The following is a 13,676-nucleotide window of genomic DNA, read 5'->3' on the forward strand; positions in this document are numbered from 1 at the left end:
GTTCAGCGCCGTCCCCTTTCGCCCCCGGCGCGGTCGCGCAGCGCCTCGGCGGCCTCCGCCAGCCAGGAGGAGACCAGGAGCAGGCACAGGCGCGGAGCGGTACGCCGCTCCCAGTCGCGGGCCGGGTCCGAGAGCCCGCCGGGCAGAGCGCGCGGCGCCCGGCCGTCGGGCAGGGACAGGTCGACGGCGGCAACGGCGTCGCGGTAGTCGGGGCTGCGGACGGGGTCGGGGCGGTTGGCCTCCCACCAGGCCGCGGCGCCCTCCTCGGAGAGCCCCTCCAGCCACGTGCGCACGGACACGGGCGCCCGGCCGGGACGGACCAGGCGGGCCCGGGCGAGGGCGCGCACCGTGCGGGTTTCCGGGCCGCTCCGGTCTTCGGCCCCCTGATCGGAGCACAACAGCCCTGCCAGGGCGTCCAGGGCCTCGCCCGGGGTGTGGCGGGGGTCGGAGACGGCCTCGCGGAGGCGGCCCAGGAGGCCGGGGCCGAGCGGTGCGAGGCGGCGGGCCGAGCTCCGGGCCAGGGTCCGGGCGTGGTCGCGCACGGGTGGCGCGGCGGCGTTCCACAGCAGGGTGTCCCGGAGGTCGGCGAGCTGGGGGTCGGTGCCGGGGTCCGCGGGCGCCCCGGCGGCAGGGGTGCGCACTGCCAGGGGGGCTGCCAGAGGCGGCAGGGGGGCCGGTCCGGGCGGGGGCGGGTCCAGGAGGGTGAACTGGCCGTACCCGTCGACGGCCCGTTCCCCGAGAGGGTGGGCCTCCAGGTCGCGTACCTGTTCGGTGGTCAGCTCGCGGTCCAGGCGCAGGCGTACGACGGCGCCCGGCAGCGCGGTCCAGCGCTGGGCCATGGGCCCCCGGTAACCGCGGTGGTAGGCGCCCACCAGACCGGCCTCGACATGGGCGGCCCCCACCTCGGCGCGGACGCCGGGCAGGCGGCGGGACAGCAGGTCCAGGACCGCGGGGACGAGGTCTCCCGGGGCGGCCTGCCCGGCCCGGCCCACCAGCAGGGCCGGGGAGAGCAGGAGGAGGTCCACGGGCTCTCCCGCCCGCCAGCGGCGGCGGCCCGCGGGGGCGGCGCGGTCGGGTGAGAGCAGGGCCCCGGGGTCGGCGGGTCCGACGCGCACACCTCCGTGGGCGCGTGTGCCGCCCGAGCCCAGGGTGAGGGTGCCGTCGGCGTCGGCGAGCACCCCGGTGACCCGTTCCGCGAGGCGGTGCAGGGAGTCGGGGGCGGGGGCGCGCAGCTGCCAGCGCGCCTCGAAGACCTGTCCGGGGTCGAGGGTGGTGGTGAGGAACGGCAGCCCTCGGGGGTCCTCCTCCGAGCGGGAGCGGCCGAGGTACTGCTCAGCGGTGGTGCGCACGTCGGCACGCAGGGAGCGGTCCAGGGTGACCGGCTCGCGGACCGCACGGTAGGGCGCGGCGGGGTCGGCGGGGCCGAACACGTCGACGGCCTCGTCGGCATCCTTGCCCGGCGTGTACAGGTAGGCGGGCGGGGGATAGGCGGTCAGCGGGCGCGGGCCGTGCTCCAGGCGCGGGTAGGCGGGTGCGAAGCGGATCCGCTCGCCGCGCGCCACCCACTCCTGGAGCTCGTGCAGCAGTCCGGCGCGCCGGAGCGCGGCGGCGAGCATCCCGCGCTGGGCGCGACCGCTGATGCTGTGCTCGGTCTCGGTCCGCAGCGGGTCGAAGGAGGTGCGCACGGCCAGCGTGTCGGTGAGGACGTAGCGCAGCGGCAGATAGCCGCTCACCTGTGCGGTGGCCACGGGTGCACCCCCCTCCGGCAGCGGGGCGGGGCGGCCAGGCGCAGCGTGGTGGCGTGCGGGTCGTCGCCGGGGACGGCGAGGCGGACGTCGACGCGGCCGCGGCCCCGGCTCGCCCTGAGGCCGATCTGGGTGGTGGCCAGACAGGCACGGGCCAGGATCCTCCAGTGCTCCCCGCCCGGCGGAACGGCCCATGTGAGCAGGGAGGTGAGGGTCAGGCCCGGCAGCAGGACACGGTTGGTGCGCAGTCGCCCCGGTTCGGGGGCGCCGCTCCGGCCCACCTCGGTTCCCGACTCCAGAGAGGTGTAGGCGTCGGTGACCGCGCGGCGCAGGATGATGCGCAGCGGCTCGGGCCTCCCCTCCAGAGCGCGGGCGACCGCCGTGCGCACGGGGTCGCCCAGAACGGCGTGGCCCAGGCGCAGCATCCGGTCGCGTCCGTGCGACCGCCTGCGTCCGAACACCTCGTCGGCCGCCGCCGTGAGGTCCGGGGCGACGGCCGCCGAGCGGCGGGCGCCCGCCCGCAGGCGGGCCGCGATGCGGTGGCGGGGCAGATAGGGGAGGCCGTACTCGTCGGTGGCCACGTCCGTGTCGGCTCCCGTGCCGTCGGCACTGGCCCCGACGAACAGCGCGGGCGAGGCCAGCCGAACGACGATGCGGTCGGGGGCACTCACACGCGCGCACCCCCTGCCGGAGGGGCGCCGGCCCGGGTGTCCCCCTGCGGTTGGGGCAGGCGCGGGTCGAGCGCCGACGCCAGCCCGGGATCCAGGTACAGGTCCATCACCCCGACGGCGTCGAGCAGGCCGCCGGGGGTCCAGCCGCGCGGCAGGTCGACGGGGGCACCGGTCACCCGGGCGCGGCGGGCCAGCTCGGGCTCGGGGTCCGCCCCCGCCTCCAGGAGGGGGGCCAGGGTGGAGACCAACCAGGCGCGGTTGCGGGTCGCGCCGCCCGCGAGGAGGCTGCCCGGGGCGGTCGCCGACAGGTAGCGGCCGAGGAAGTCGGTGAGGCCGGCACCGGTCAGCGGCAGGCAGGTCCGGGGCGGGTCCCCGCCGCGGGCCGCCTCCAGGCGCCGCCGCACCCGTTCCACACCGTCGAAGCGGGTCGTCCAGGCCACGACGTGGTCGTCCGCCGCACCGGCCTCGAGAAGGCCGGTGCGGTGCTGCTTGGCGATCCGGCACATCGCCTCGCACAGGTCGTGGCCCAGGGACAGCGGGGAGCCCACCGGCTGGACGGCGACGCCCACCCCGACCGTGGGCACGGATGTGGTGCGGCCGACCGCGCTCCGCCCGCCGCCGTGGACGGCGGCCAGGGCCCTGTGCAGGGCGACACGGGGGTCGCGGGGGTCACCGATGTCCTCGGGGTCGGCGTCCAGCCAGTCGAGGGCGTGGCGGACCAGGCTGAGGGCCAGGCGGGCGTCGCACAGGACGGTGAGGTCGTCCCCGGCCACGACGACGGGCCGCAGGGGCAGCTGCACCGGCCCGGGGGGATCGTGGTACAGGCTGACCGGGGCGGCCGCCCCCGTGCCCGGGATGACGGGCCGCCCCTCGGGCCCGACGTGCACCGCGGCGGCCACCGCGCGTACCAGCACGCGGGCCAGCCCTTCGGTGAGTCCTGCGATGCGGGTGGAGAGCCGGCGCTGGGCGAGAGCCCCCGAACCCGGGACCGCGGGGTCGCCCGCTCGTTCCCGGTAGTCGCCCAGGATCGCGCCCAGGCCGTTGACGTCCATGTGCACGACGGCGATACGGCTGAGGTCCCCGTGGTCGCGGCCGAGCCGGTCCAGTTCCATCGGCAGTTCCAGCGGGAGCGGGCCTGAGGCGGTGGCGGCCCCGGCCAGCCAGGTGGCGCTGTGGGCCCGGTGCCAGCGGCGCCCGATCCCGCGCGCCCTGGCCACGTCGGCGGACACGCGCTCGTGCACCCCTGCCCGGCCGTCCTGGACGCGGCTGGGGTCGACCACCTCGGCGGGGCCGCCGCCGACCGAGCACACGGCGGTGATCCCGTACCCGTGCGCCGGCGTGTGGAGCACCGACATTCCCCTGCGTGCCTCGCGCAGGCGCGCGGGCAGCTCCGCGAGCGCCTCGTCCACCCCGGCGGGCCCGTCGCCGCCGGGACCGTAGGGGACGTGGGCCACGACGGGGGTGAGGTCGCCCGCGCGCTCGCGCAGGCGGCGGGTGCAGCGGGCGGTGAACTCCACGGCCGCGTCGCGGTCGGGCAGGACCGCCGTGAGTGCCCCGCCCGCGTCGCGCAGCACGACGCAGCCGGTCGGCACCAGGTCGGCGATGCCGTGCTCGGTGTCGGAGGTGTCGGTCAGCTCGGCCACCAGGGCGGCCCTGCCGACCGCGTCCAGGATGCGGCGGCCGCTGAAGACATAGGCCTGGATCCCACGGAGGTCGACACCGACCACCACACCGCCGGACGGGAGTCCTCCGGCGGCGGCGCCTCCGGAGGACCGTTGCTGCTCGGGGACAGAAGTCACCGTGTCGAGCTCCTCGTCGCGGGTCTGCGGGGTCATGGCATGTGCCCGTGCGGGCCTCCGGTGGTCTCTCTCGGACGGGCACCGGCCCCAGAACACCCTTACCAGTCGGACGCCCGCGGGTCACGCCCGCCCGGCCTCGGACGGGTGCTCCGGGAGGGCGCGGGGCTGTCCGAGAGAGCACAGTGCACGGACCGCCCAAGGTACGGAGGTTCCCATGGTGTCCCCGCTCACGGAAGACAAGACCGGGCCCGGCGAGGCGGACCGCTCCGGCGCGACCGCGCCGGAGCTGCCGCAGCCGACCGCCCAGGATCTCGTCCCGCACCTGCGCGGCCTGGCCCGTTCCCTGCGCGAACGGGGCGGCCGCCGCACCTGAGTCCCGTCCCGCGGCCCCGCGTCGGCCGGCTCCCGCCCCGTGGACGGGGGCGGGAGCCGGCCGACGCGGTCCTCAGTCGAAGAGCAGCCCGCCGCATTCCTCCTCGGTCACGGTGTGGGGCCGCGGCCGGACGGGGCGCGCCCGGTGCGCGGCTTTCCGGCGGCCGGGCTCTTCCGGGGTGACCGTGTCCACCCGCACCGCCCCGAAACCCTGCGCGGTGTACCTGCCGATCCCGGTCAGCTCCACCAGTTCCAGCAGCGCGGCGAAGGCCGCGGCGTGGCGGCCGTCCCCGGTTGCCAGTTCCAGCCGGAAGGCGCCCTGCCAGCCCGGCACGGTCAGGCTGCCCGCCCTGCGGTACTCGGCGGTGCGCGGCTCCTCCCCCGCCAGCGGCGAGCGGCGCACCCGCTCCAGCGCGTCGGCGGCCAGGTCGAGCCAGGGCTCCGCCAGGCGCGGCGGGGCGAAGCGCGCCACCGCCCCCACCGCGCCGCTGCCGCCGACGACCGTCCCGCCCGAGCGGTGCACGGAACCGAAGAGGCGGCGCGGTCCTGGCAGCACGTGGGGAATGTGCTCCCCCGCGGCACCGCGCGCGGTGGTGACCACCGGTGTGCGGGTGTGCAGGCGCGCCGAGCGGGCGGGGCGGCGCCGGCCCGCGGTGCCGAGGAGATCGGCGTAGCCGCGGTCGAAGGTGCGTGTCACCGACAGCGGTTCCAGCAGGTGGTCGCCGATGCGCTGCACGCGGCCGACCGCTTCCTCGGGGTCCAGCGGCGGCGCGTCCCCTCCCAGCCAGGACAGGGTCCAGTGGTGGATCCGGTCGCCCAGCGGCTCGGGCCACCCGTTCATCGCCCAGGGCTTGGCCAGGGCGTGCTCCCCGGCCGGCTGGGGCCACCACCGGTTGAGCAGCCCGTGGCAGTCCTGCGGGCGGATCGGCCGGGCCGCGTCCGCCAGGTCGCGCAGGATCACGGTCCAGCGTCCGGGCACGGCCGACTCCCCTTCCACACGGCGGCGCCGGCCGCACCGGGGTGCGCCGGCAGGCTTCTCGCGGACAGCCACGGGAGCATACCCGGACGCGGTGCGCCGCGTCCGGACGGAGCTCCGGCCGGGGCAGCCCGTACGCTGGTCCTCACGTCCCGAAACCCGACCCCGGAGACACCGTGCCCCGTCTGAGCCACACCTTCGACCTCACCCCCGTGGACCGGGAGGTGGTCGACCGGACCGTCGCCGCCCTGCACGAGGTCGCCCGCAACTGCCGGTTCGACGGCCGCGGCTGGCTGCTCACCCCCGACGAGGAGTCGGTGGAGCGCCTGCTCCGGCGCGCCGACGAGCTGGGTCTGGTCGACGGGGAGGAGGCCGAGCAGCTGCGTCAGGACCGGAAGCGGGCCGCGGAGCGGCTGCGGGAGGGGGACGTGGCCCCCGGGCAGGAGGACGAGCTGGCGGTGCAGGCGGCCAAGATTTCCCTCCAGCTCCAGCGAGGGCGCCACCTGGAGCCGCGGAGCCGCTACCTGGTGGCCGAGCTCTCCCCCGAGGGGGTTCCGGTGGACCCCGCCGACGACGCGGACAAGGGCTGGAGCGGGACGGGGGTGACGGTCACCGCCTGGGACGAGCGGGGCGTGTCGTCGGTCGACTACGTCATGCCCGACACCGCGGGGTCGGCCGAGCCTCCGGTGACGTGGGGCGCGGTGGTCCACAACGGCGCCGAGGGGACGCTCACGTGGACCGTGAGGGTGCGCCTGCCCGGCCGCGGTGCCTGGCTGCGCTCGGCCTCGGCCGAGGCGCACGCCGACCTGGACACCTGGTACGCCGCCCTGTCGGGGGGCGGGGGCGCCGACCGCCCGGTACGGCTGAGCGCCGACCACGCCCTGGCCCGCGTCGAGGGGTGGCTGGTCCCGGTGCGCACAGCCGAGGGCCGCTGGTCGGTGGAGGCGGTGCTGGACGTGCGCGGCCGCGGTGTGTTCCGTCCGTTCGTCGCCGCCGCGATGTGGGCGGTCAGGTCCTCCTTCCGCCGGGAGGAGGCACGCAACGCGCGGCTGGGCACCGGCGAGCCGACGGTCCGGGAACAGCTTGACCGGGCGGCGGGGGCGTGGGAGCGGATCGCCCGCAGCGCGCCGCAGGTTCCCGAGCTGCTGCACGAGCTGGCCGCCGCCATGGCCGGGGCCGCGCCCGGTGTCTGAGGCCGTCGGGCGTGCCGGCATCCTCCTCCCCGGTGTCAGTCCCGCTCCGCCCCCAGCCCGGTGAGGGAGCGCACCCGCAACTCCGTGAAGAGCGCGTTGTCGCGTTCGGAGGAGAGCAGGCTGCCGACCACCGCGCACAGGAAACCGATCGGCACGGCCACGAGTGCCGGGTTCTCCATGGGGAAGAGCTGGATGTCGATCCATGCGGGCAGCAGCGACAGGTTCTCCCCGGTCACCGGGTCGGTCTTGCCCGACACCACCGGCGACAGCAGCATGAGGAGGAGGGTCGCCGACAGCCCGCCGTAGACGCCCCACTCCACGCCCCGGGTGTTGAACCGTCGCCAGAACATGGTGAGCACGATGACGGGGAGGTTCGCGGCGGCCGCGATGGCGAAGGCCAGCCCCACGAGGAAAGCCACGTTCATCTCCTGGGCCCCGACCGCCAGGACGACGGCGGCCCCGCCCACGAGGCAGGCCGACAGGCGCGCCGCCCCCATCTCCTGCGACTCGCGCGGCCTGCCCCACATCAGCACGTGCCCGAACAGGTCGTGGGCGATGGAGGACGAGGACGCCAGGGTGAGACTGGCGATCACGGCGAGGATGGTCGCCAGCGCGACCGCGGAGATGAGCGCGAGCAGGACCGCGGCTCCCGCCGGTCCGGCGGCGAGCCGCCCCAGTTCCTCGGCCAGCAGCGGTACGGCGCTGTTCCCGGAGGGGTCCAGGTCGGTGATCCGCTCCGGTCCCACGAGCGCGGCCGCGCCGAAGCCCAGTGCGAGCGTCATGAGGTAGAAGGCGCCGACCATGAGGATGGTCCGGTTGACGGAGGAGCGCGCCGCACGTCCGTCGGGCACCGTGTAGAAGCGGATGAGGATGTGCGGCAGGGCTGTCGTGCCCAGCACCAGGGCCAGGCCCAGGCTGACGAGGTCGAGCTTGTTGTACAGGGTCCGCACCGCGTCCCCCGGTACCTCCGTGCCGAAGCGCAGCCCCGGTTCGAGAAAGGCCTGGCCGTGCCCGCCCGCGTCGGCCGCCGCGTCCAGGAGGGCGAGCGGATCGAAGGAGAAGGCGGCCAGCACCAGGAGGGTGAGCAGCCCCGTCGCGCCCAGCAGCACGACGGCCTTGATGATCTGCAGCCAGGTGGCGGCCTTCATGCCGCCGTACATGACGTAGACGATCATGAGCACGCCGACGAGCACGATGGCCGCGGTGCGGGCCTGTCCGGCGTCCATGCCCAGGAAGGTGCCGCCGTCGTGCAGCCCCAGCAGAACCGCGACCAGCGCCCCCGCGCCGACCATCTGCGCGACGAGGTAGAACACGCACACCGTGACGGTGGAGACGGTGCAGGCCAGGCGCACGCGCATGCGCCTCATGCGGAACGCGGGCAGGTCGGCCATGGTGAAGCGGCCGGTGTTGCGCGTCAGCTGGGCCATGGGCAGCACCAGCAGCCAGGCCACCAGGAAGCCGACGGAGTACAGGAAGCCGTCGTAGCCCTGGAGGGAGATCATGCCGGCGATGCCCAGGAACGAGGCCGCGGACAGGTAGTCGCCGGTGAGCGCGAGGCCGTTCTGGGTGCTGGAGAACCCGCGTCCGCCCGCGTAGTAGTCGACCGCGCCGCGGGTGGTGCGCCGGGCCCGGACCGTGACGGCGAGGGTGACCAGGACGAACAGGGCGCACAGGGCGAAGGTCCAGGCGTTGGCGGCGCCGGGGCCGCCCACCAGGCTCGCGGCCTGGGCGGGGTCGGGGGACACGGCGCCGCCTCCCGTGGCGGCGCCGCCCCCCACCGCCGGGGCGAGAGCGGAGGTCACAGCTCCTCCGCCGTCACGTCCCGGCCACCGCGGCGGTGGGCGTGCGGCGCGCCCGCACACCCGACGCCGCGGGCCTGGTCGCGGACCTGCTCGGCGAGGAGGTCGGTGGAGCGTGCGGAGAAACGCTCGAACCCCCAGGCGAGCAGGAAGACGACCAGGAACTGGCCCATTCCCGCCAGGAGCGCGACATTGACAGGTCCGACGACCCGGATCGCCAGGAAATCGCGCCCGTAGGCGGAGAACAGGAGATAGGACATGTAACTGAGCATGAATGCCAGGACGAGAAGACCGGCGTGGACGGCGAATAGCCTTCGCAATCGGACAAAGCGCGGATCGACCGACAGCCGCTCGTAGGCGTCGGCCCTGCTTTCCCGCGCGCGCCTGCGGGCCGCGGCCGCATGCGGTCCGTGCGGGTCCGGCGCCGCGTCGCGCTCCCCCGCGCTTTCTCTGTGGGCGCCCTCCATGTACTCGACCACGGCACTCCCCGTTCCTCTCCGCGGACACGCCTCCCCGGGCGTCCGTCATTTCCCCGGCCCCGCCTTCCGCACGCGGGCGCGGTCACGGCCTCGCACACCGGGACGGGCAACACCCTAGCCACGCGGAGACACCTGTGTTCATCAAATGCACAAATCATCTGCTGTTTCGCGTACACCCACACGCCCAAAACCGGCAAAATGGATATCGGGGAATTACGCACCCTCTTTCCCGCGCGCTTTCAGGCACACGGGGACACACGGCCCGACGCCTTCGGAAGCCCCTGGTCACCGGGGCGGACGCGGACGAGCGCGGGCGCATCCGCTCCGCGTCTTCGCTAGGCTTCGGGGCGACCCCGGACCCCGTACGCGGAACTCTCCGTGTATGCCGGTTTTCCATGTTCGTACATGTGTATGATTGATGGGGTCCTGCACTGTTCACGCAATACCGAAGGGAACTCCCCGCCGTGGTCACCGAGGTCTTCACGCTCAAGTACTGCGATCCCCACGCCGTCCGTGAGGAGAAGGTCGAGGCGACTGAGGTCATCCAGTTCGCCTGGGAGGGTGCCGTCCGCGAGGTCGACGCCTGCACCGACTGCTTCAAGGAGCACGAGAGCCGCTTCGAGCCGCTCGTCGACTACTCGCGTCCGGTGAAGAAGCGCCGTGCCGCCAAGAAGGCCGACGCGCCCGCCGGAAAGGCCGACGCGCCCGCCGGGCAGGGCGCCGGGAGCGGCGAGTAGCCCTCCGTCCCGGAACGGGGCCCGCGACCACACGGTGGTCGCGGGCCCCGCGCTCTTGTGTGCACGCCGGGCACCCTCACCCCCTGTGTCCGGGATCCCCCGCGACGAGCTGCCCGTCCTTCCACACCGCCGCCACCTGGGGCACCCCCGGCCGGTACGCGAGGTAGACGTGGTGGGGCGCCTCCAGGAGCACCAGATCGGCACGTGCTCCCGGGGCGAGGTGGCCCACGTCGGTACGGCGCAGCGCCCGGGCACCGCCCGCCGTGGCCGACCACACCGCCTCGTCAGGGGTCATCCCCATGTCCCGCACCGCGACGGCGATGCAGAAGGCCAGGCTCGACGTGAAGCAGGAACCGGGGTTGCAGTCGCTCGCCAGGGCCACGACCGCACCCGCGTCGAGAAGCGCCCGGGCGTCGGGATAGGGCCGGCGCGTGGAGAAGTCGACGCCGGGCAGCAGGGTGGCCACGGTCGGCCGGGGCCTCCGGGCCGCCTGGGCCAAGGCGTCGACGTCCTCCGCCGACAGGCAGGTGCAGTGGTCGACCGAGGCCGCGCCCAGCTCCACCGCCAGGCGCACCCCGGGCCCCGGGCCGAGCTGGTTGCCGTGCACGCGCGGCAGCAGGCCGCGCGCCGTTCCTGCGGTGAGGACCCGCCGCGCGGCGTCCTCGTCGAAGGCCCCGCGCTCGCAGAAGACGTCGATCCACCGCGCCCGGGGCGCGCAGGCCTCCAGCATGGGACCGGTGACCAGGTCGACGTAGCCGGCCGGATCGTCGGCGTACTCGGGGGGAACCACGTGCGCACCCAGGAAGGTCGTCTCCTCGGTGACCCGGGCCGCCACGGAGAGGCTGCGCGCCTCGTCGTCGACGGTGAGGCCGTAGCCGGACTTGACCTCCAGCGTGGTGGTGCCCTGGGCGCGGGCCTCGCGGACCAGGCGGCGGGCCCCTTCGAGCAGTTCGGCGTCGGTGGCCGCGCGGGTGGCGGCCACCGTGGTCCGGATGCCTCCCGCCGTGTACGGGCGCCCGCTCATCCGGGCGGCGAACTCGCGGCTGCGGTCACCCGCGAAAACGATGTGGGAGTGGCTGTCGACGAATCCGGGGACGACGCAGCGCCCCTCGGCGTCCACGCGCACGTCGGCGGCGGGCGCCCGGCCCCGGGGGCCGCACCAGGCCACCCGGCCGTCCTCGACGACCAGGGCGGCGTCGGACATCTCCCCGACGGCCCCCTGCCCGAGCGAGGGGTCGTTGGTCACCAGCGTCCCGATCGCGTCGACGAGGAGGCTGGAGGGCACGGCGGAGCTGTCGGTGCTCAACTGAGGATCTCCTTGATCACGGTGTCGAGGTCCCGGGCGGCGTCGGGCAGGAGCATGTGGACGCCGTCCCGGACGATCCAGCGCCCGTCGGCCATGACATGGCGCACGTCGGCGGAAGTGGCCGCGAAGACCACGGCGTCGGTGGCCCGGGCCGGATCGGCCCCGGCCAGCCGGAGGCTGTCGAGGGAGATGTTGACCAGGTCGGCGCGGGCCCCGGCCGCCAGGACCCCGGCCTCGCCCGGCTCCCAGCCCAGGGAGGTGTGGGCGGTGGCGGCGCGGAGCAGGTCCCCGGTGCCCAGGGTCCCGCGCCGCAGGGTGCGCAGCCGCTCGTGGAGCTCGACCGCTCGGGCCTCCTCGAACATGTCGGTCATCGCGTGCTGGTCGGTGCCCAGGCTCAGCGGGGCGGGCCGCAGGTCGCCGGTGCGCGGCAGCCCGTCGGCCAGGTCCCGCTCGGTCGTGGGACACAGGCACACGCCGGCACCGCCGGCACGGACGTCGGCGACGTCGGCGTCGGTCAGATGGGTGGCGTGCACGAGGCTGCTGCGGGGGGTGAGCGCCCCCGCGTCGGCCAGCAGTGCCACGGGGGTGCGGCCGTAGGCGGCCAGGCAGGCGGCGTTCTCGGCGGGCTGCTCGGAGACGTGGACGTGCAGCGGAGCCCCCCTCCCTGCGGCGAACGAGGCGACCTCGTGCAGCTGCCGGGAGGGGACGGCCCGTACCGAATGGGCCGCGGCACCCACCCGCACGTGCTCTCCGACCGCGCCGAGCGCGGCGACCCGCTCGGCCCATTCCGCGGCGTCGCCGTCGCCGAACCGCAGCTGCGGCCCGGCCAGGGGGAGGTGCTCCCCGCCCTCCAGGCCGCCGGACAGGTAGCAGGTGTCCAGCAGGGTGAGGCGGATCCCGGCGTCGGCGGCGGCCCGGGCCAGGGCACGGCCCATGGTGTTGGGGTCGTCGTAGCGGGTTCCGCCGGGGGCGTGGTGCAGGTAGTGGAACTCGCCCACGCATGTCACCCCGGCCAGGGCCATCTCGGCGTAGACGGCGCGTGCCAACCGCAGACAGGAGTCGGGGGTGAGGCGCTCGGCGACCCGGTACATCGCCTCGCGCCAGGTCCAGAACGATCCCCTGCCTGCGTGGGTGCGCCCGCGCAGGGCCCGGTGGAAGGCATGCGAGTGGGCGTTGGCCAGCCCCGGCAGGGTGAGGCCGGGGAGCACCTCGGCACCGGCGGGCGCCGGCACGGACGAGGTGACCGAGGAGATCCGCCCGCCCCGCGTCTCCAGGAGCACCCCCGGCTCGGGGGAGCCGTCGCCGCTGCCCGTCCACGCCCACGCGCACCAGTAGGAGCGGGTCACCGGGCCTCCTCCCCCACCGGCCGGGCCAGCAGGTCCTGCAGGACGTCGGCCAGGGCCGCGACACCGGCGTGGCAGTCCTCGGGCCGGGCCCACTCGCGGGGCGAGTGGGAGACACCGGTGGGGTTGCGCACGTACAGCATCGCGCTGGGCACGTGCGCGGCCAGGACACCCGCGTCGTGCCCCGCCCCCGTGGGCAGCACCGGAACACGGGGTGTCGGCGCGGCCGCGGCGACCACGGCGGCCAGGCGGTCGCGCAGACCCTCGGGGAACTCCACCAGCGGGGTGAGGGACTCACCGGTCACGGCGGAGGCGACGCCGTGCTCCCGGGCGGCGGCCTCCGCAGCCTCGCCCACCCCCGCCACGACCTTCTCCAACACGTCACCGTCCGCGGCGCGGGCGTCCAGCCAGGCGGTGACGCGCGCGGGAACGGCGTTGGTGCCGTTGGGGTCCACCTCCACCCGCGCGACGGTGGCGCGGGCGCCGTGGCGCCCGGCCAGTTCCCGTGCGGCCAGGACGGTGCGGGCGAAGGGCAGCATCGGGTCGCGGCGGCCGCCCAGGAGGGCGGTCCCCGCATGGTCGGCGCGACCGGTGAAGTCCAGCCGCCACCGCCCGTGCGGCCAGATGGTGCCGGCCACTCCCACCGGGTGGGGGGTGTCCTCCAGGGCCCGCCCCTGTTCCACGTGCAGTTCGACGAACACGTCGAGCCGGGCCAGCGCCTCGGGGTCCGGGCCGATGCCCTCCGGGTCCAGTCCGGCCCGCTCCATCGCCTGTGCCCACGTGGTGCCGGAGGCGTCGGTGAGACCGCGCACCCGCTCGGGGGAGACCTCTCCGGCGGTCAGGCGGCTGCCCAGGCAGGGCAGACCGAAGCGGCCGCCCTCCTCCTCGGCGAACACCACGACGGCCAGCGGCCGTGACCGGGCTGCGCCGCGCCGGCGCAGTTCGTCCACGGCGGCCAGGGCGCCGACCACCCCGAGGGGACCGTCGAAGGCCCCTCCGGAGGGAACGGAGTCCAGGTGCGACCCGGTGGCGACGGCGCCGGGCCCGGGCCCTCCCCACCACGCCCACAGGTTTCCGTTGCGGTCGGTGCGCACGTCCAGGCCGCGCGCGCAGGCCTCCTGGACGAACCAGGCGCGGGCCTCGGTGTCGGCACCGTTCCAGGCGTGGCGGTGGTAACCGCCCTCGGCGCCGCGGCCGACGGCGGCCAGTTCGGCCCACATGCGGTCGAAGTCACCGGGGGCGGGGACGGGGTGCTC

At 75.7% G+C, this 13,676-nt stretch carries 12 protein-coding genes; 3 read left to right on the top strand and 9 right to left on the bottom strand.

The features are described 5' to 3' along the window. Positions 1-2 precede the first annotated feature (2 nt). Genes FHS13_RS08475 through FHS13_RS08485 form a run of 3 tightly spaced genes read right to left on the bottom strand, consistent with a single transcriptional unit; the run spans position 3 to position 4,251 of the window. Positions 3-1,748 (bottom strand): hypothetical protein, encoded by a 1,746-nt coding sequence (locus tag FHS13_RS08475; protein ID WP_184290130.1) that lies wholly within the window; start codon positions 1,746-1,748, stop codon positions 3-5. Next, complete coding sequence (locus FHS13_RS08480; protein WP_184290132.1) at positions 1,730-2,416, bottom strand: RAMP superfamily CRISPR-associated protein; 687 nt, start codon at positions 2,414-2,416, stop codon at positions 1,730-1,732. Before FHS13_RS08480 ends, FHS13_RS08475 begins: the two co-directional genes overlap by 19 nt. Then, positions 2,413-4,251 carry a hypothetical protein gene (locus FHS13_RS08485; protein WP_246404834.1) on the bottom strand — a complete coding sequence of 613 codons (1,839 nt, stop codon included), beginning with the start codon at positions 4,249-4,251 and terminating at the stop codon, positions 2,413-2,415. Before FHS13_RS08485 ends, FHS13_RS08480 begins: the two co-directional genes overlap by 4 nt. Positions 4,252-4,429: 178 nt before the next feature. Here FHS13_RS08485 and FHS13_RS08490 point away from each other — a divergent pair, with 178 nt between their 5' ends. Continuing rightward, positions 4,430-4,588 (top strand): hypothetical protein, encoded by a 159-nt coding sequence (locus tag FHS13_RS08490; RefSeq protein WP_184290134.1) that lies wholly within the window; start codon positions 4,430-4,432, stop codon positions 4,586-4,588. Between the two features lie 72 nt (positions 4,589-4,660). Here the strand turns inward: FHS13_RS08490 and FHS13_RS08495 are convergent, their stop codons facing one another. Then, positions 4,661-5,566 carry a CRISPR system precrRNA processing endoribonuclease RAMP protein Cas6 gene (locus FHS13_RS08495; RefSeq protein ID WP_184290136.1) on the bottom strand — a complete coding sequence of 302 codons (906 nt, stop codon included), beginning with the start codon at positions 5,564-5,566 and terminating at the stop codon, positions 4,661-4,663. A gap of 173 nt (positions 5,567-5,739) precedes the next feature. Between FHS13_RS08495 and FHS13_RS08500 the strand changes: the two genes are divergently transcribed. After that, positions 5,740-6,756 (top strand): hypothetical protein, encoded by a 1,017-nt coding sequence (locus tag FHS13_RS08500; protein WP_184290138.1) that lies wholly within the window; start codon positions 5,740-5,742, stop codon positions 6,754-6,756. Between the two features lie 35 nt (positions 6,757-6,791). Here the strand turns inward: FHS13_RS08500 and FHS13_RS08505 are convergent, their stop codons facing one another. Then, entirely contained in the window at positions 6,792-8,501 is a 1,710-nt protein-coding gene (locus FHS13_RS08505; RefSeq protein ID WP_425491165.1) for a solute symporter family protein, read from the bottom strand. A gap of 53 nt (positions 8,502-8,554) precedes the next feature. Further along, positions 8,555-9,034 (bottom strand): DUF485 domain-containing protein, encoded by a 480-nt coding sequence (locus FHS13_RS08510; protein WP_343064951.1) that lies wholly within the window; start codon positions 9,032-9,034, stop codon positions 8,555-8,557. A 464-nt stretch (positions 9,035-9,498) separates the two neighbouring features. Between FHS13_RS08510 and FHS13_RS08515 the strand changes: the two genes are divergently transcribed. Continuing rightward, positions 9,499-9,771 carry a hypothetical protein gene (locus FHS13_RS08515; protein WP_184290140.1) on the top strand — a complete coding sequence of 91 codons (273 nt, stop codon included), beginning with the start codon at positions 9,499-9,501 and terminating at the stop codon, positions 9,769-9,771. Positions 9,772-9,847: 76 nt separating this feature from the next. Here the strand turns inward: FHS13_RS08515 and hutI are convergent, their stop codons facing one another. From hutI to FHS13_RS08530, 3 genes are read right to left on the bottom strand one after another with little or no spacing between them, the layout of a single operon-like run. Further along, positions 9,848-11,077 (bottom strand): imidazolonepropionase, encoded by a 1,230-nt coding sequence (hutI, locus tag FHS13_RS08520; RefSeq protein ID WP_184290142.1) that lies wholly within the window; start codon positions 11,075-11,077, stop codon positions 9,848-9,850. Continuing rightward, the gene (locus FHS13_RS08525; RefSeq protein ID WP_184290144.1) at positions 11,074-12,423 is read right to left on the bottom strand and encodes a formimidoylglutamate deiminase; all 1,350 of its coding nucleotides are present in this window, start codon (positions 12,421-12,423) and stop codon (positions 11,074-11,076) included. The genes hutI and FHS13_RS08525 overlap by 4 nt, the downstream gene beginning before the upstream one ends. Further along, positions 12,420-13,640 (bottom strand): allantoate amidohydrolase, encoded by a 1,221-nt coding sequence (locus tag FHS13_RS08530; RefSeq protein WP_221442588.1) that lies wholly within the window; start codon positions 13,638-13,640, stop codon positions 12,420-12,422. Before FHS13_RS08530 ends, FHS13_RS08525 begins: the two co-directional genes overlap by 4 nt. Positions 13,641-13,676: the final 36 nt, after the last annotated feature.

Origin of the sequence: Nocardiopsis algeriensis (assembly GCF_014203695.1) — a bacterium.
Taxonomy (GTDB): domain Bacteria; phylum Actinomycetota; class Actinomycetes; order Streptosporangiales; family Streptosporangiaceae; genus Nocardiopsis; species Nocardiopsis algeriensis.

Bases quoted from the DNA above. Each gene is read 5' to 3' on its own strand.
- FHS13_RS08485 (WP_246404834.1), bottom strand. From the start codon at position 4,251: ATGACCCCGCAGACCCGCGACGAGGAGCTCGACACGGTGACTTCTGTC.
- FHS13_RS08490 (WP_184290134.1), top strand. From the start codon at position 4,430: ATGGTGTCCCCGCTCACGGAAGACAAGACCGGGCCCGGCGAGGCGGAC.
- FHS13_RS08530 (WP_221442588.1), bottom strand. From the start codon at position 13,640: ATGTGGGCCGAACTGGCCGCCGTCGGCCGCGGCGCCGAGGGCGGTTAC.